The following is an 18,287-nucleotide window of genomic DNA, read 5'->3' on the forward strand; positions in this document are numbered from 1 at the left end:
GAATTAAATAACCTTGCTATATTAAATATATAAAGATTTGTTATAAGCAAGGGAGATATAAATATGAAAAATAAATTAACTTATAAAATACAAAATATACTTGTAGAAAATGATTATACAGAAGTAATTGTAAAACACAAACAAAATAATGAAGAAGTAACTATTCAAAATGCTCAAATAAGATTTAGATATGAGCCTGAAAGAGACAAAGGATGTTTAAGTTTTGGTAAGTCAAAAGAAGATACTGTATGTGAAGTTAGTGATAAAAGTATAAAGGAAGTAATAGTATACAATGATTCTTTAAGTATAGAAACAGAAGAAAAAAGTTACTATTGCTATCAAAGTCAAGATAAAAGATTTTATTAAAAAGCTAAAAAGTATTGGTTAAAATAACCAATACTTTTTTATTTTAGATGTACATATTATTCTTAAAATAAGAGCGGAAGTGGGCTTAATAAAAGAAAATTAAAGAAAAGAATTTGTTTGTTTATTAAATTAAATCTAGTTGTTTTAGAATAAATATCCAAAAGAATACTGTAAGTACACAAAAATCAGAACTAAATATTACTTTTTATCCTCAAAGATTGCTATCAGCATTCATTTGCTGAGCCATCGTAAATAGTGAAGCCACTCTAACTTGATTTTCTCCAAATAAAGATGCAGTAACAGGGATATAAAACTAAAATGCTTATTATAAAATAGCATGTTCTTTTAGTTTATATAAATTTTATAAAAGATAATTTTTGCAATAAACTGTAACATTTATATATAAAATTTATATACTATATAGAAAAAGATACCTTGACAGGCGAGGTATATAAAACTAATATATAAGTATAATAGTAAATGTAAAGAATAAAACAATTGTCATATAAAACTAATATAAATTTAGTCAGATAATCATATAGAGAAGGAGGTGAAGTAATGTGTCAATTACTTCAGATTTAATAAGAGGTCACACAGAAACTATTATTCTAGCAAGCTTAGTTAAAGGAGATACTTATGGATATGAAATTAATAAGAGTATAAAAGAAAAAACAAATAACGAGTATGAATTAAAAGAGGCAACACTTTACTCAGCTTTTAGAAGACTTGAAGAAGGTGGTATGATTACATCATATTGGGGTAATGAAAACAAAGGTGCAAGGAGACGATATTACTCAATTACACCATTAGGAAAAAGCACATATGAAAAAAATAAGATAGATTGGGATGAAGCAAAAAAATTAATAGATAGTTTAATATAAAGAGATAGGAGAGGTAAAAATGAACAAAAAAATAGAAATGTATGTAAGTAGTTTATTTGAAGACGCACCTAAATCGAAAAAGAACTGTGAGCTTAAAGAAGAGATTACATCAAGTGTAAATGATAAATATAATGATCTACTAGAATCAGGGTTAGATGAAAAAGAAGCATATAACAAAGCTATATCTAATATAGGTGATGTAGAAGAACTTATTGGATATGATTTTATGAATAAAGATGATGAAGAACAAAGAAAAAAATCAGCTAAGATTATAGCAATATCAGTTATGATGTATATAATATGTCCGATACCAGTTATATTATTTGAATCAGTGGGAACATGGGGTGAAGAATTAGGTACAGTAATAATGTTTGCACTTATTGCAGCGGCTACAGGACTTTTAATTTATAATGAAGTATCAAAACCTAAATATCAAAAAATAGATGATACTATGGTAGAAGAATTTAAAGAGTGGAAATCATCAAACGATCAAAATCATAGAGTAAGAAAATCTATTACATCTGCTATGTGGATTATGATAACCGCAATATATTTTTTAGTAAGTTTTACATTTGGAAACTGGGGAACTTCATGGATAGTATTTTTAATTGGAGCATCTATAGAACAAATAATTAAGGCATTTTATGACTTTAAGGGGGGTAAATAAGTTATGAGTAGGAAAAATGCTAAATTTAGGATAGTAATATGGTCTATAATAACTGTAGTGCTTATAGGTTTGTTTGTAGGAGGAATATCATTAAGAAATGAAGATAATTTAAGTAAAACTAATGAATGGACTGTTAAGGTTGATAATTTAAAAGATATAAATATAAATTTAACAAGAGACGATTTAGTTATAAAAACTACAAAAGATAAAAATATAAAAATAGTTGAGAGTAGCAATTATGAAATAAGTGAAAGAGAACAGTTAAAAGTATCAGAAGAAAGTAACAGTTTAAATATTTATAGAGATAATAAAATGTTAGGATGGATATCATTTGGTAGATCTAAATTGAGACGCATAGAAATTTATATACCAGAAAATTATAAAGAAAATTTGATTGTAAATAATAATGTTGGGGATATAGATGTGTTATCAAATTTGAATTTAGAAAATTTTGAAATATACCAAAATGTTGGAGATTTAAATATTGAAGAAGATATTAGTTGCAATAGTTTTTATGGGAAATTAGATGTAGGAAATATTGATTCTAGAATTATTAATACCAAAGAATATAACATTAAGGCATCAGTAGGAGATATTGATATTAAAGGTCTTAGTGGAAAAGGTAGTATAAAATCTAATGTAGGAGATATAAGATGTGAAATAGATAAAATAGATGGGAATATAGATATTAAATCTAATGTAGGGGATGTAGAGGTATATATATCAGAAAATAGTAGTTTTGATATAGATGCTAAATCTAACGTTGGAGATGTTGATTCAAATTTCCCAGCAAATATAGATAGCAAAACATTAAAGTCATCTATAGGAACTGATATTTCAGGTACGATAAAAGTAAAATCTAATGTAGGAGATATAAATATTAATAAAAAATAGAATTATAAAAAAATGTTAATTGTGTATATTACACCTACAAATAAATGCAAGCTTAATGATATAATAAGCTATAAAATATAAAAGTTTATTTTGGATTATAGAATTTTTGAAGTATAAAAATCATGATATAAATAGCTTAATTAGGAGGTTTACTAATGAAAGAAAAAAGTAGCGTTGATATAGCCAAGGCTTCTGTTAAGATGGCTATATCTTCAAGACAAGAAGAAGAAAAACTTATAGAAGAATTTAAAAAGGAAAATGTTTTAGCTGTAGCAGTAGATATTGGTGGAAATTTAAATTCATCAATTCAAAAAATAATAGAAAGAGCTTTAGTTGCATCTAAAAGAACTGGAATAATTAAAGATTGCCATGTTCATGATGGTGCTATTGCAGGAGCTACAAGAGAAGCAATAATGCAGGTTGCAGATAAGGCAAATGGACTTAGTGTGGGTGGGAAAATTGGAGTTGCAAGACAAGGAGAGCATGTAAGTGTATGTATTTTCCTTAGTGTAGGATTACTTCATTTAAATGAAGTAGTAATTGGACTTGGACATAGATCAATAGCAGATTTATAAATTGGATAGTTGACAGAAGTGAAGAATCTATATATAATTCACTTTAATAGGAAAGTAGTATAGATAATATAGATTATCTTAGTAGGTAGAATAGTAGAACAGTAGTTTAATAGTATAAATGTTATGGAGAATTAGAAGTATAATAAGTAAACGTAGAATAGGAATTATTAATTCGCCACACATTAAAAAGTAATATATTAAAAATGTATTCAAATATATTAGTTTTATATATTTAGATACATAAATATTAAATAGTAGCACAGTAGCATAAGTAGGAGATATAGTTTTAATAATTAATTATTTTTGAATTAAAATAAGTCCTCTCCATTTAACTTTATGGAGGGATTTTTTATTATAATAAATTATATCTAATTTTGACTACAAGAAAATACTATTTAAAACTTTGTTCTATTAATCATATATAAATTAAAACAAAGTATTTGGAGGTTGGTAGTATGGTAGCAAAAAAAATAATTTTATTAAGTTCAATTCTAGTAGGCATGTCTTTATTTTCAGCATGTTCAAATGGGAATTCTTCATCAAAAGAAAATATGGTGAATATAGGAATATCTCAAATAGCATCTCACCCAGCTTTAGATTTAGCTAAAGAAGGATTCATAGAAGCTTTAAATTCTAATGGATTTAAAGAAAGCGAAAATCTTAATCTAGAAGTACAAAATGCAGAGGGAGATATTGCAACATCTCAGATGATATCTAACAATTTTGTCTCAAGTAACGAAGATTTAATATTTGCTATTGGAACTCCTGCAGCACAGGCAGCTTTTAATACAACAAAAGATATTCCAATTATAACTACAGCAGTAACAGATGCTGTGAAAGCAGGTCTTGTAAAATCAAATGACAAATCAGGTACAAATGTTGCAGGAACTAGTGATGCAGTACCTATAGAAAAGCAATTAAAACTTATTCAAGAAATTGTTAAGGACGTAAAAACTATAGGGGTTTTATACAATACTAGTGAGGTAAACTCTGAAACTCAAGTAAATAATTTAAAAGAATTAGCGAAGAAAAATAATATAGAAGTAATTGCAAAAGGTGTAAACAGTGTAAATGATATAAGTCAAGGACTAGACTCTATTTTAGATAAGATTGATGTTTTATACACACCAGCAGATAATATGGTAGCTTCTTCAATGGCAATAATAGCTTCTAAGTCAGTAGATAAAAAAATACCAGTAATTGGAGCAGAAGAAGCTCATGTTAAAGGTGGAGCTTTAATAACAGAAGGTATTAATTACAAAAAACTTGGTTTTGAAGCTGGACTTATGGCAGTTGAAGTTTTAGAAGGAAAAGATATAAAAGAGTTATCTGTAAAAACTCTAGAAGAAACAGAACTTGTTATAAATGAAGATACACTTAAAAAGCTTTCTATAAATATTGATAAAGACATAATAAATAGAGCTAAGCTTATAAAAGGAGGTAAGTAATATGAACTTCTTTATAGGTACTTTAGAACAAGGTCTAATTTTTGCTATAGGGGCATTAGGAGTATATATAACTTATACTATATTAGATTTTCCAGATTTATCTGTAGATGGAACCTTTAGTTTAGGAGCTGCAATCACTGCAGCATTTATATTAAAAGATATTGACCCATTTTTATCATTGGTATTAGCATTTATAGGAGGAGCTATTGGAGGATTAGTTACTGGAATACTTCATGTAAAGTTAAAAATAACTAATCTTTTATCAGGAATTTTAGTAATGATAGGATTATACTCTATAAACTTAAGAGTAATGGGAAAGGCAAATCTTCCTATGATTAATAAGAGTAATATATTCTCTAGTAATATATCGATAGTGATAATTTTAGCATTAATAGCTTTAATAACTAAGTTATTAATGGATATTTTATTTAAAACTAAGTTTGGTTTTATATTAAGAGCTACAGGGGATAATGACACATTAGTTACTTCTCTTGGAGTAAACAAGGGAACAATGAAAATAGTTGGACTTATGATATCTAATGGACTAGTAGCTTTAAGTGGAGCTATAATGGCACAATACCAAAGATTTTCAGATATATCTATGGGAAATGGATTTATAGTAGTAGCTTTAGCTTCTATTATACTTGGCCAATCAGTATTTAAAAATAGTAAGTTTTTAAAAGGAACTACAGTGGTTATAATAGGTGCATTTTTATACAAATTAAGCGTGGGTATTGCTTTAAATTTAGGTTTCCCACCAACAGATTTAAAATTAATAACGTCATTAATAGTAGTTATTGCTATAATTATGAATAATAACAATATATTAAATAAACTCAAATTTTCTTCAAGAGAAAGGGGGGAGTTTAAATGCTTAAGATAAAATCAATAAATAAAGGTTTTAATAAGGGAACAGTAAATGAAACTAGCATTTTTAATAACTTTAATTTAGGGATAAATAAAGGGGATTTTATAACTATTGTTGGAAGTAATGGAGCAGGAAAATCCACTCTTTTAAATATAATATCTGGTGCATTAGAGTTAGACACAGGTAATATTTTTCTAGAAGAAAAAGATATAACTAATTTAAAAGAGCACAAAAAATCAAAATTTATAAGTAGGGTGTTTCAAGATCCAACTAAGGGAACATCACCATCTATGACTATTTTAGAAAATTTATCTTTGGCAGATAATAAGGGTAGTAAATTTGGGCTTTCTTTAGGAGTTAATAAAAAAAAGATAGAGGAATTTAAAAATCATCTTTCTATATTAAACTTAGGTCTTGAAGATAAAATTAACACAAAAGTAGGGATGTTATCAGGAGGACAGAGGCAAGCTCTTTCTTTACTAATGGCTACTTTAAATACACCAAAGATTTTACTTTTAGATGAGCATACTGCAGCATTAGATCCAAAGACATCAGAAAATATTATAAATCTTACAAATAAAATAGTTAAAGAAAAAAATATTACAACAATTATGATAACTCATAATTTAAATCATGCTATAGCGTTTGGAAATAGGCTGCTTATGATGCATAGGGGAGAAATAATTCTTGATATAGGAAGATTAGAAAAGAAGAATCTCACTAAAAATGATCTTATAGAAGAGTTTAATAAAATTACTTTTAAAGAAGAACTTTCAGATAGAATCATGTTTGCTTAATTTAATAATGAATGATAAAATAACTAGTTTATTTAAATCATATTAAAATATAAATAATAAAAAACTCTTATACCTAATTTATGATTAGGTATAAGAGTTTTTTTAATTTGGAAAATAATGTATAATAGGGAATCAAACAAAATAGGAGGTTTTATGGGCAAAAAGAAAAAGATAGTTATTACATTAGCTTGTATTGTATTATGTTTAGGTTATGGAAAGTACTTAGTAAGCAGAATAAAAAGTTTGGTCTACATGGAAAATAATTTAATGAATAGAGGAAGATATTTATTAGATAGAGAAGGAATGGAAATTATTAATACTTTTTATTCTCCTGATAAAAAGTATAAGGCTATTATATACTTTTACACAGGAGGCGGTGCTACAGTACCAAATAATGTTAGAGTTGCAGTTATTTCAAGTGATAAAAAAGGAGCTTATGACTGCGATGTTAATTTTTCATTAAATAGAGCCTCTAGTGGTAGTGTCAATGCTAACTGGGAGAGTGATGATAAGCTAATTATTAGTTATAAAGATTATTCAGATGGTGTTATTAAAAAAGATAGTAAAGTAGGAAATATTAATATTTTATATGAAAAATTTAATTATATTTATGAAAATAATATTATAGGGTAAAGGGATATAATAGATCTATACTATGTAATTTTCTACTAAATCTTGTAAGCTATATAGTTTTTCAGAAAGTTGATTTATTCTTATATTAGCCTCATTTTCATCTACGAATGTATAAAAATATGGGTTAGTAAAATCATCAAAGTATCTACCTATATCATCTAAAAATTCAATTGCAAGCTTTCTATGACCAATATTATATTCATCTTTGCTGGTTCATCAGAAATATTATGTATAATAAAGACACTATTATATTCAGATAAAACTAACAAAACTTCACTACCTTCTTCATCAAACCATACACTTGTAGGAAGATTATTTTCCATTGTAGAAATAAATGCATTTACGCAATCTATAGGTCTGTCAGTTAAATAACTTGGTCTTGCTTTAAAATCACCTAAAGTAAATTTAACCCATCCACAATCTGGTTTTGAAAACATAAATTTATCCTCCAATAAATAGAAATTATTATAACATTAGTTAACCATTAAGTTAATAAAAACAACTTAAGTCAAAATAAAGATTAAAATTTTAAATATATGACCATTTAGACCTCAAAAACTACTATTTAAACCAAATATATATGCAGATTTGATATTAGATGTTATTATTTTAGAAAATAATTTTTAATATACAAATATAAAAATAGTATGTAAATATAATAGATAACCCAAAAGGGAGAGAAATAAAGGAGGTTTTTAAGATGAAGTTTGATTTTGAAATAACAGAAGACGATTACATTAAATTTAATTTATATCATATTGAAAATTCACCAGCTCACAAAAAAACATTTTATTTACTTAGATACTTAGTACCAGTAATTTTTTCAATACCAATATATTTTATAGGTCATAATTTATTTAGACAACCAAGTTTTTATTGGATTATAATTTCTATACTGTTTGTAATTGTATGGATTGTAACATATCCAAAACAATATAAAAACTTACTAAAAAAAGAAATTAAAAAAATATTAAATGAAGGGGATAATTCATCTATTTTCGGGAAAAAAACTTTAGAAATTGATGTAGATAATATAAAAGTATTTGGTGAATTTTCATCTGAAACTATTTTAAAAAGTAGTATAAAAAATGTAAAGGTATATGAAGATATGATACTTATATATATAAGTGGATTTATTGCTCAAATAGTTCCAACTAGATACTTGGAAAAAGATTTAAAAAATAAGATTTTAATGGAATTAAGAGAAAAGTCAGATAAGAAAATATAATTTTATAATAGAGAATATTTTCTAAATTTCAGGTTTTTGAATAATCGTTTCATTTATGTAAACAAGGAGATAATAAATATGGGGCAATCATGGAGTGGAATAAAAAAGAGATTAGAGAAAGATTTACTCGCACAACCTTTAAGAGGAAGAGTTAATTATTTTATGACTAGATATCGTAAACATGATAATGAAGAGAGATTTGCGATTATTGTTGATGGAAAAGAAGTTTTAAAAACAAATGTTTCTGATTTTTATGAACTATATAGTTTGCTATTTAGTATAACTAAAGATAAGATAGATAGAGAACTGATAGAAGATGAAGTCTTATTAAACAAAGAAAAGATAGAAATTGAAGAATGTATTGAAAATAAATTACTTAATGAAAGGATATTTTCTTCATATTTATTTACAAATTCTATAACTGAGTATCTTAATCAAAGTATAGATAAAAGTCTTTATTCAGAAAATTATTTGACTCGTATTTTAGCTATACTTGATAGAAGAGTTGGGAAAAGAAGTCTGAAAAAAATAAGTTTAATATTAAGAGAACAGCCAGAGTGGGTTCAAGTATTTTATAAACTACGATTAGATGCTGAGAGAATTTTATATTAAATTGAACTTTTAACGTAATGCTGATTACATAAGATGATATATTTCAGAAATATAATAAAAAGCTGTATCACAAATAAGTGGTGCAGCTTTTTAATTGGACAAATGAATAATAAAAAACAAAAATGAAATATTTTATGTTTAAATTTAATAGCTAGAGGTAAAAATAAAATATAATAATGAAAATCATTATTAATTACTATTGACAAATAGTAATATAAAGAATAAAATATAATTAAATAAATAATAATAGTAATCGTTACTAAAATTAGGAGGTAGTTAATATGTCATTAATAAATAAGAAAGTATCAGAATTTACAGTTCAAGCATATCAGCAAGGAGAATTTAAAGAAGTAACACTTGATTCAGTAAAAGGACATTGGTCAGTATTTGTATTCTATCCAGCAGATTTTACATTTGTTTGCCCAACTGAGTTAGGGGATTTAGCAGATAACTATGAAAAGTTTAAAGAAATAGGTTGTGAAGTTTATTCAGTATCAACAGATACTCATTTTGTACATAAAGCATGGGCAGATGCTTCAGAAACAATAGGAAAAATAAAATATCCTATGTTAGCTGACCCAACAGGAAAGTTAGCTAGAGATTTTGAAGTTATGATAGAAGAAGAAGGTTTAGCTTTAAGAGGGACTTTCATAATAAACCCAGATGGAGAAATAAAGGCTTATGAAGTTCATGATTTAGGTATAGGAAGAAATGCAGAAGAATTATTAAGAAAAGTACAGGCAGCTCAATTTGTTGCACAACACGGAGATCAAGTTTGCCCTGCTAAATGGACACCAGGAGATGAAACATTATCACCAAGCTTAGACTTAGTAGGTAAATTATAATATTTATAGATAAACTTTAATCCTTAAGGGGATTGATTAAAATAAGAGGCATTGATATGCTTCTTATTTTTTAAATAAATTCATGTTGGGAGATTTTAAATATGAGTAAAATATATGATTTAATAATAATTGGTGGAGGGCCAGCAGGTATATCAGCAAGTATATATGCTGGTAGAGCTAAGTTAAATACATTAGTTATAGAAAAAGAAAGTTGTGGAGGACAAATAAAAACTACTAGTGAAATAGTAAATTATCCAGGCATAAGACAAAGTAGTGGACCACATTTTATGGAAGAGATGAAACAACAAGCCCTAGACTTTAATGTTAAATTTAAAGAAGATGAAGTTTTAGATGTTGATTTAGATAGTGACATAAAAATAATTAAAACTAAGTCAGAAAACTTAAAATCAAGGTCTGTAATAATATCAACAGGAGCATCTCCAAGAAAATTAGGATTTACAGGAGAAGAAAAGTTTACAGGTCGTGGAATAGCATACTGTGCAACTTGTGATGGTGAATTTTTCAAAGGATTAGAAGTATTTGTTGTAGGTGCGGGATTTGCAGCAGCAGAAGAATCATTATTTTTAACTAAGTTTGCTAGAAAGGTTACAGTTGTAGCAAGAGAACCAGAATTTACTTGTGCAAAATCTATAGCAGATAAGGTAAAGTCTCATCCTAAAATAGAAGTTAAATTTAATACAGAAATTATAGAAGCTGGTGGAGATGGTGTACTGCAGTATGCTAAATTCAAAAATAATGAGACTAATGAAGTATTTGAATATACATCAAGTGAAGAAGATGGATCATTTGGTATATTTATATTTATTGGATATAAACCTCAAACAGGTTTATTTAAAGGGAAAGTTGATTTAGATAATTATGGATATATATTAACTAATGAGAATATGGAAACTAATGTTAGAGGAGTATATGCAGCTGGAGATTTAAGACCAAAGGAATTAAGACAGGTAGTAACAGCAGTTGCAGATGGCGCTATTGCAGCTACACGTGCCGAAAAGTTTGTATCAAGTGAAAAAGAGAGGCTTGGTATAAAAGAAGAAATTATAGAAGAATCTACTAATGCAAGTAAAGTAGTTGAAAACAATGCAAAAGAGGAATTAAATTCTAATGTTAGTAAAAGAAGTAGTCTTTTAAACGATACATTAAGAACTCAACTAAAAGGTATACTAGATAAAATTGAAAATGATGTAACATTAGTAACAGTAGTAGATGAAAGTTTACAAAAATCTTTAGAACTTAGAGATCTAGTTATAGACATAGCCGACCTTTGTGAAAAATTACATGTTGAAGTATATAAAAAATCTGAAAACTTAGATATAGAGTCAAAAATAAATGCGAATAAACTTCCTGTAGTTGCCTTACTAGATAGTAATAAAAATTATTGCGGAGTTAAATTCCATGGAGTACCTGGAGGTCATGAATTAAATTCATTTATATTAGCTATATATAACCTGAGTGGTCCAGGTCAGAATATAGATAAAGATATAATAGATAATATAAAGGATATAAATACAAAGACAAACATAAAGGTTGCAGTATCATTATCTTGTAATTTATGCCCTGATGTAGTTATTGCAGCTCAAAGAATAGCTATAGAAAATGAAAATATAGAAGCGGAGATGGTTAATATATCTGAATTTGATGAACTAAAATCAAAGCATAAGATAATGAGCGTTCCTGGGATCATAATTAATGATAAAGATGTATATTTTGGAGCAAAGAAAATAACTGAAATAGTATCTCTTATAAAGTAAGAAGTATATTTAAATTGAGAACCAGCTAATTCAAGGTTTGGATACCTATCAGAAGTAATAAAAAATAATTTAATTTTAATAGAAGCAAATAACCGTATCACAATTTAATGTGATGCGGTTTTTCTTTTTAGGTAATAATTTGATTAAAAAAATATATATAAAAAGTAAAATACAAAATGCTGAAGAAATAATTTCAAAAGTATGATAAATTATAGATAAAAGTTCTATCTGTTATATATATAAATATACAAAAGATTAAAAATAAAATAATAAATGGAGATACTTTTATGAAAAAAATATTTTATTATGAAACTAAAATTGGAAGAATTGGTATAGTACAAAATAATGAAAATATAACTAATATTTATACTTCTGACAAATTACCTTCAGATGGGATGGAAGTGGTGGAAACCCCACTAATTTTAAAAGCAGCAAATCAACTTAAGGATTATCTAGAAGGAAAAAGAAAATCATTTGATTTTCCTATTGAACCAGAAGGAACTGAGTTTCAAAAGAAGGTGTGGAAAGAGCTTCAAAACACTCCTTATGGAGAAACTTTAAGCTATAAAGATATAGCGGAAAAAATAGGTAATCCGAAGGCCTCTCGTGCTATAGGAATGGCTAATAATAAAAATCCAATTTTGATAATAATTCCATGTCATAGGATAATAGGAAAAAATGGAAAATTAGTTGGGTATGCAGCGGGATTAGATATGAAAAAACAACTTTTAGAAATGGAAAATGAAAATAAAAATGATTAGGGAACAATTAGTAGAATTAGCAGAGGAGAATTATAAGAATTTTTCTTCAAATTTGTTACCAGGAATAGATAATTTAATTGGAGTTCGTATTCCTAATTTAAGAAAAATTGCAAAGCAAATTGTAAAATTAGATTGGAAAAGTTATATAGAAAATAATGATGAAATATATTTTGAAGAAGTGATGTTAAAAGGAATGATAATTGGATATTTAGAAAATCAAGATATTGAAGATATTTTAAAATGTATATCTGATTTTGTGCCTAAAATTAATAACTGGTCTGTTTGTGATAGTTTTTGTGTAGGATTAAAAATAACAAATAAAAATAGAGAAAGAGTTTGGGAATTTTTAAAGCCATATATTTGTTCTGACAAAGAATTTGAAGTTCGATTTGCAGTAGTTATGATGATTAATTATTACATTAATGAAGAGTATTTAAAGTTAGTTTTAAAGGAATTAGATAATATTAGTCACGATGGATACTATGTTAAGATGGCAGTGGCTTGGGCAATTTCTATTTCATTTGTCAAATTTGAAGAATTAACATTAGAATATTTGAAAAATAATAATCTTGATGATTATACGTACAATAAATCATTACAGAAAATATGTGAATCACTTAAAGTTAAAAAGGATACTAAAGATATTATAAGAAGTATGAAGAGAAAAAGAATAAGATTATTAAAAGCCTAAATAGATGTCTATATTGTCATTAAAATATAACTAAAAGGATTAAATTTTAAAAATTTAGTCCTTTTTTATTATGGAAAGAATAAATTAATATTTTTCTATATAAGAATTTTCAGCAGAAAATTCTTCATAAACACGAATTAACATGCTGCGCTTTGTTACATTAACCTTTTGAAAAATATTATGAATATGACTTTTAACTGTTCCTATAGAAATAACAAGCTCATTACTTATTTCTTGATTGTTTTTGTTTTGTAGTAATACTTCTAATATATCTTGTTCTCTAATTGTTAAATTATATCTTTCTGAAAATTGATAAAAAATATAATTTGAAATTTTAGTTTTATTTATTAATTCTAAATCGTCTGGGCTATCTTCTTTAAAAGCAGGTTTTACTATCATGGAATTATTAAATTGTTTAGAAAAATACCTAATAGCAGAAACTGCATAAATAATATTTAAAATATCCTCAGATATGCTTCTATTATTGATTTTAAGAGAAATGTGTGTATAAATATCAAAACTAAAAATAACAATGGTATCTTCAATGATAATTAAAAATGAAAAAATAATAGTTAGAATTAGTAAGCTTTTATATCCTTTAATATTAGGATATTTTTCTATTAAATAAGAATTATTTTTTAAATATAAAATGCCAGTAAAGCCTAAGTATAAAGTTAAAATTTGATAAGGAAGATAGTAAGACCACACCATAAGAGCATCCTGAGAAATCATAGGTGTAAAAATTATAGAAACAGCAAGTAATATGAAAATACACCAATCAATAAATGAAATTTTCTTATCTAAAATATAGTGATGAATGAAGATTAAGCAAGTACCTGTAGCCATCATAATTACGGTTTTAAAGGCAGGTACATTTAGAAACTGTAGGTCATAGTAATTTGAAAAACTGCTTAAAAACTCAGACATATAGATGATAGTGTCATCAAAAATATAAAATAAAAATAGAACACTTATACATAGGTGGAAAGGATATTTTTTACGTAGGTATAGACTAGATGAATAAGTTAATGCGCTTGTGTATAAAGAAATTAAGAAAATATTATAAATAAAAAAAGTAATTTTCAATAGATAATCCCTCCCTAAATAATTACCTAAATTTACTATAAAAGTAAATTTATAGTTTTAGTGTACTATAAAGCAAATCGTTTAGCAACTCAAAAAAACGTGTAAAATACAGGCGAAGATTAGAGAAGTTTAGAAGAGAGATACACATAGGTTATAGAAAAATCTACCCTAAAGTAATATATTAGATTGATTTTAAACTTTAAGTTTCGAAACTATGATTAAGGTATAAGTTGATTGATGAAACTTAGTAGTTGATTAACAAAATATACATTAAAAATTTAAGGGGGAAACGTTTATGCCAATAAAACATTTTATAGACACTAATGATTTTACAAAGGAAGAGTTAATGGAGATAATTAACCTTTCTCTTAAAATTAAAAGATGTATCAAAGTAGGATATTATCCACAATTATTAAAAAATAAATCATTAGGAATGATATTCCAACAATCATCAACAAGAACGAGAGTATCATTTGAAACAGCAATGACTCAATTAGGTGGTCATGCACAATACCTTGCACCAGGTCAAATACAATTAGGAGGACATGAAACTCTAGAAGATACTAGTTGTGTACTATCTAGATTAGTAGATATAGTTATGGCTCGTGTTGATCGTCATGAAAGTGTAGCAGACTTAGCAAAATATGCAACAATTCCAGTAATAAATGGTATGTCTGATTATAACCATCCAACACAAGAGATGGGAGATATGTGTACTATTATAGAGCATTTACCGGAAGGTAAAAAACTAGAAGATTGTAAGGTAGTATTTGTTGGTGATGCAACTCAAGTTTGTACTTCATTAATGTTTATTACTACAAAATTAGGTATGCATTTTACGCAATTTGGACCTAAAGGATATCAATTAAAAGAGGAACATTTAAAAATAGCAGAAAAAAACTGTAAGGTTTCAGGAGGTTCTTATACTATAACTGATAATGAAGATGAAGCATTAAAAGATGCTGATTTTGTTTATACAGATGTATGGTATGGATTATATGATGCAGAGCTTTCAGAAGAACAAAGATTAGCAATATTTTATCCTAAATATCAAGTAACTCCTAAAATGATGAAAAAGGCAGCTCCTTATGTTAAATTTATGCATTGTTTACCAGCAACAAGAGGTGAAGAAGTTGTAAATGAAGTAATAGATGCACCTTATTCAATAGTATTTGATGAAGCTGAAAATCGTCTAACTGCAATGAGAGGTTTACTAGTTTACTTTATGAATTTGGCTGCTAAAGAAATAGATAAAGAAGAACAGGCAAAGGCAAAAGCTGACTTAGAAGAATTTATGAATAATTAGGAATCTGGGAAGGGGAAGGAGAAAATGAATGAGACTCAAGGAAAGAAAAAATTTAGATTAACGGATGCTGTCTTATCCGTAATCTGTGTAGTATTTGTTGCGGAAGCAGCAGCTCCAGTAGCAGCTATAGGTAACTCACAATATTTTTGGTGGATATTCCTGATGTTAACATTCCTTTTGCCATATGGTTTGATTTCTTCTGAATTAGGCACTACCTATAACGGAGAAGGTGGATTATATGACTGGGTTAGAAAAGCGTTTGGGCATAAATGGGGAGCAAGAGCATCTTGGTATTATTGGATCAATTACCCATTATGGATGGCTTCTTTAGCAGTAATATTTCCTGAAATTTTAGGAATTGCTTTTGGTATAAAAATTCCTTTAATTGCATCATTACTTATAGAATTAGCGTTTATATGGATTATAGTATCTATTAGCTTTTATCCAGTATGTGATAGTGTATGGATTTTAAACGGTGCAGCATTTATAAAAGTATTATTAGCTGTTGTAGTAGGTGTACTTGGTATTTATGGAGCTATTACTAAAGGTGTAGCAAATGAATATACATTAACTTCCCTACTTCCATCTTTTGATTTAAATAGCTTATCATTTATTTCTGTTATATTATTTAATTTCTTAGGATTTGAAGTTGTTTGCACATTTGCAGATGACATGGAAAATCCTAAAAAACAAATTCCCCAGGCAATTATTATTGGAGGGATTGTTATAGCAGCAATTTATATATTCTCTGCATTTGGTATAGGCGTTGCAATTCCAACATCTGAAGTAAGCACAAGCAGTGGATTAATTGATAGTATACAGTTATTAACAGGAAAAACAGGTGGATTATTTATTTCTATAATGAGTATTTTATTCTTATTAACTTTATTTGGAAATATGGTTTCTTGGGCTCTTGGAGTGAATAATGTGGCTTGCTATGCAGCGTCAAATGGAGATATGCCTAAAGTATTTGGTAAAAAAAGTACAAAGAATGGTATGCCTGTAGGATCTTCAATAATGAACGGAATAGTTGCATCATTAGTAGTAATTATAGCACCACTTTTACCAAATGAGGATTTATTTTGGAGTTTCTTTGCATTAAATCTTGTAATGTTTTTAGCAGCATATTTACCAGTATTTCCTGCATTCTTAAAACTTCGTAAAATTGACCCTGATAAAGAAAGACCATTTAGAGTTAGTGGAAGCGATTTTGTATTAAAAGTTTTAGCTACACTACCAATGATTATGATTATTATTTCTTTAATATTTATTGCAGTACCAATGAAATTTGATACAGCAAGTTTATCAGAAACACTACCAATTACAATAGGTTCAATTATTTTCTTCATAATAGGAGAAATTCTTATAAAAGTAAGAAACGTTAAAAATAAATCAAAAGGGGAGATAAAATAAATGAAAAAGTTAACATCTACTCCGAAACAAGATGGCTTTAGAATGCCAGGAGAATTTGAAGAACATGATGGTTGTTGGATAATATGGCCGGAAAGACCAGATAATTGGAGACTTGGAGGTAAACCAGCACAGCATGTATTTGAAAAAGTTGCAACAGCAATTAGTGAATTTGAAAAAGTTACAGTGTGTGTAAGCAATGCTCAGTATGACAATGCACGTAATATGTTACCAGATAATATACGTGTAGTTGAAATATCAAATGATGATTCTTGGATTCGTGACTGTGGACCTACTTTTGTAACAAATGGAGAAGAAGTAAGAGGTGTTGATTGGTCATTTAATGCTTGGGGAGGATTAGTTGACGGTTTATACTTCCCTTGGGATAAGGACGATCATGTAGCTAGAAAAGTATGTGAAATAGAAAGAAAAAATAGATATCGTTTAGATGATTTTATTTTAGAAGGTGGATCTATTCATGCTGATGGTCAAGGAACATTAATAGTAACTGAAGAGTGCTTATTAAGTGAAGGTCGTAATTCTCATTTATCAAAAGAAGAAATTGAAGAGGTATTAAAAGAATACTTAAATCTTGAAAAAATAATTTGGATTCCACGTGGCATATACAATGATGAAACAAACGGACATGTGGATAACATAATTCACTATGTTGAACCAGGTAAGGTAATATTAGCTTGGACCGAAGATAAAAATGACCCACAATATGAAATATGCCAAGAAGCATATAAAATCTTAAGCAATTCAACAGATGCAAAAGGAAGAAAATTAGAAGTTGTTAAATTAATGCTTCCAGCTAATATATTAATTACAAAAGAAGAAAGTCAAGGTGTAGATGGAATAGATGGAACACTTCCTCGTGAAGAAGGCGACCGTTTAGCAGCTTCATATGCAAATTTCTATATAGCAAATGGAGGCGTAGTATTTCCTACTTTCAATGACTCTAATGATGAAAAAGCAAGAAAAACTCTACAAAGTTGCTTCCCAGATAGAAAAATTGTTGGAGTTTATGCAAGAGAAATATTATTAGGCGGAGGGAACATACATTGTATAACACAACAACAACCAAAATCTAAAAAAGAAAATTAGAAAATATTAAATTTAATTATTTCATAAACTAATTTATACTATTTAAATTTATAAAAAAGATATTGTCATGAAGTTATGGCAATATCTTTTTTGTATAGATTTATTAAGAATAAAAGTAAAGAAAAGCTTATTTGATATAGACTACTAAGATTTCTTTAATCTAGAAAAGAATTTTAAATTATTTAAATCTATATATTTTCGTTTTCAAATTGATGTATAAATATTATTATAAAGTTATAAACCTATATTATTTTTATCATATAGATATCACACTTTAAAGTAAAATGAATTTATGTGACGAAAGTCTCATGTTTAAAATATATAAGTTGAAGGAGTA

At 27.2% G+C, this 18,287-nt stretch carries 20 protein-coding genes; 18 read left to right on the top strand and 2 right to left on the bottom strand.

Annotated elements, in window-relative coordinates; genetic code table 11:
• Nucleotides 1–63 precede the first annotated feature (63 nt).
• The 9 genes from JNUCC81_RS05985 (at nucleotide 64) to JNUCC81_RS06025 (ending at nucleotide 7,129) form a co-directional block, all read left to right on the top strand.
• On the top strand, nucleotides 64–366 hold the full coding sequence (locus tag JNUCC81_RS05985) for a hypothetical protein (protein ID WP_208333319.1): 303 nt from the start codon (nucleotides 64–66) through the stop codon (nucleotides 364–366).
• Between the two features lie 560 nt (nucleotides 367–926).
• Complete coding sequence (locus JNUCC81_RS05990; protein WP_208333321.1) at nucleotides 927–1,247, top strand: PadR family transcriptional regulator; 321 nt, start codon at nucleotides 927–929, stop codon at nucleotides 1,245–1,247.
• Nucleotides 1,248–1,266: 19 nt separating this feature from the next.
• Nucleotides 1,267–1,914: a permease prefix domain 1-containing protein gene (locus tag JNUCC81_RS05995; protein WP_454095757.1), complete on the top strand. Its 648-nt coding sequence runs from the start codon at nucleotides 1,267–1,269 to the stop codon at nucleotides 1,912–1,914.
• 3 nt (nucleotides 1,915–1,917) lie between these two features.
• Nucleotides 1,918–2,808 (top strand): DUF4097 family beta strand repeat-containing protein, encoded by an 891-nt coding sequence (locus JNUCC81_RS06000; protein WP_454095758.1) that lies wholly within the window; start codon nucleotides 1,918–1,920, stop codon nucleotides 2,806–2,808.
• Nucleotides 2,809–2,963: 155 nt separating this feature from the next.
• On the top strand, nucleotides 2,964–3,383 hold the full coding sequence (locus JNUCC81_RS06005) for a HutP family protein (protein ID WP_454095759.1): 420 nt from the start codon (nucleotides 2,964–2,966) through the stop codon (nucleotides 3,381–3,383).
• Between the two features lie 455 nt (nucleotides 3,384–3,838).
• Entirely contained in the window at nucleotides 3,839–4,831 is a 993-nt protein-coding gene (locus JNUCC81_RS06010; RefSeq protein WP_454095760.1) for an ABC transporter substrate-binding protein, read from the top strand.
• Nucleotide 4,832: 1 nt separating this feature from the next.
• Nucleotides 4,833–5,714 (top strand): ABC transporter permease, encoded by an 882-nt coding sequence (locus JNUCC81_RS06015; protein WP_454095761.1) that lies wholly within the window; start codon nucleotides 4,833–4,835, stop codon nucleotides 5,712–5,714.
• Entirely contained in the window at nucleotides 5,702–6,496 is a 795-nt protein-coding gene (locus tag JNUCC81_RS06020) for an ABC transporter ATP-binding protein (RefSeq protein WP_454095762.1), read from the top strand. Before JNUCC81_RS06015 ends, JNUCC81_RS06020 begins: the two co-directional genes overlap by 13 nt.
• A 153-nt stretch (nucleotides 6,497–6,649) precedes the next feature.
• On the top strand, nucleotides 6,650–7,129 hold the full coding sequence (locus JNUCC81_RS06025) for a hypothetical protein (RefSeq protein ID WP_454095763.1): 480 nt from the start codon (nucleotides 6,650–6,652) through the stop codon (nucleotides 7,127–7,129).
• 158 nt (nucleotides 7,130–7,287) lie between these two features.
• Here JNUCC81_RS06025 and JNUCC81_RS06030 read toward each other — a convergent pair whose 3' ends face one another.
• Complete coding sequence (locus JNUCC81_RS06030) at nucleotides 7,288–7,566, bottom strand: hypothetical protein (protein WP_454095764.1); 279 nt, start codon at nucleotides 7,564–7,566, stop codon at nucleotides 7,288–7,290.
• Nucleotides 7,567–7,829: 263 nt separating this feature from the next.
• On the opposite strand from JNUCC81_RS06030, the gene JNUCC81_RS06035 reads away from it, so the two are divergent.
• From JNUCC81_RS06035 to JNUCC81_RS06060, 6 genes are all read left to right on the top strand, one after another.
• Nucleotides 7,830–8,357: a YcxB family protein gene (locus tag JNUCC81_RS06035; protein ID WP_454095765.1), complete on the top strand. Its 528-nt coding sequence runs from the start codon at nucleotides 7,830–7,832 to the stop codon at nucleotides 8,355–8,357.
• A 78-nt stretch (nucleotides 8,358–8,435) separates the two neighbouring features.
• The gene (locus JNUCC81_RS06040) at nucleotides 8,436–8,969 is read left to right on the top strand and encodes an SF0329 family protein (RefSeq protein WP_454095766.1); all 534 of its coding nucleotides are present in this window, start codon (nucleotides 8,436–8,438) and stop codon (nucleotides 8,967–8,969) included.
• Nucleotides 8,970–9,250: 281 nt separating this feature from the next.
• Complete coding sequence (gene ahpC, locus JNUCC81_RS06045; RefSeq protein ID WP_208333331.1) at nucleotides 9,251–9,814, top strand: alkyl hydroperoxide reductase subunit C; 564 nt, start codon at nucleotides 9,251–9,253, stop codon at nucleotides 9,812–9,814.
• Between the two features lie 101 nt (nucleotides 9,815–9,915).
• Nucleotides 9,916–11,589 carry an FAD-dependent oxidoreductase gene (locus tag JNUCC81_RS06050; RefSeq protein ID WP_454095767.1) on the top strand — a complete coding sequence of 558 codons (1,674 nt, stop codon included), beginning with the start codon at nucleotides 9,916–9,918 and terminating at the stop codon, nucleotides 11,587–11,589.
• A gap of 287 nt (nucleotides 11,590–11,876) precedes the next feature.
• Nucleotides 11,877–12,350 carry a methylated-DNA--[protein]-cysteine S-methyltransferase gene (locus JNUCC81_RS06055; protein ID WP_454095768.1) on the top strand — a complete coding sequence of 158 codons (474 nt, stop codon included), beginning with the start codon at nucleotides 11,877–11,879 and terminating at the stop codon, nucleotides 12,348–12,350.
• On the top strand, nucleotides 12,331–13,041 hold the full coding sequence (locus tag JNUCC81_RS06060; RefSeq protein ID WP_454095769.1) for a DNA alkylation repair protein: 711 nt from the start codon (nucleotides 12,331–12,333) through the stop codon (nucleotides 13,039–13,041). Before JNUCC81_RS06055 ends, JNUCC81_RS06060 begins: the two co-directional genes overlap by 20 nt.
• 84 nt (nucleotides 13,042–13,125) lie before the next feature.
• Here JNUCC81_RS06060 and JNUCC81_RS06065 read toward each other — a convergent pair whose 3' ends face one another.
• On the bottom strand, nucleotides 13,126–14,127 hold the full coding sequence (locus tag JNUCC81_RS06065; protein WP_454095770.1) for a LuxR C-terminal-related transcriptional regulator: 1,002 nt from the start codon (nucleotides 14,125–14,127) through the stop codon (nucleotides 13,126–13,128).
• 295 nt (nucleotides 14,128–14,422) lie between these two features.
• Here JNUCC81_RS06065 and ptcA point away from each other — a divergent pair, with 295 nt between their 5' ends.
• Genes ptcA through aguA form a run of 3 tightly spaced genes read left to right on the top strand, consistent with a single transcriptional unit; the run spans nucleotide 14,423 to nucleotide 17,950 of the window.
• Nucleotides 14,423–15,433, top strand: coding sequence for a putrescine carbamoyltransferase (gene ptcA, locus JNUCC81_RS06070; RefSeq protein WP_454095771.1), 1,011 nt, complete (start codon nucleotides 14,423–14,425; stop codon nucleotides 15,431–15,433).
• A gap of 24 nt (nucleotides 15,434–15,457) precedes the next feature.
• Complete coding sequence (locus JNUCC81_RS06075; RefSeq protein ID WP_454095772.1) at nucleotides 15,458–16,846, top strand: APC family permease; 1,389 nt, start codon at nucleotides 15,458–15,460, stop codon at nucleotides 16,844–16,846.
• A complete protein-coding gene (gene aguA, locus JNUCC81_RS06080) occupies nucleotides 16,847–17,950 on the top strand; it encodes an agmatine deiminase (protein ID WP_454095773.1) in 1,104 nt (367 codons plus the stop codon).
• Nucleotides 17,951–18,287: the final 337 nt, after the last annotated feature.

The sequence above is a fragment of the Faecalimicrobium sp. JNUCC 81 genome (genome assembly GCF_053667625.1).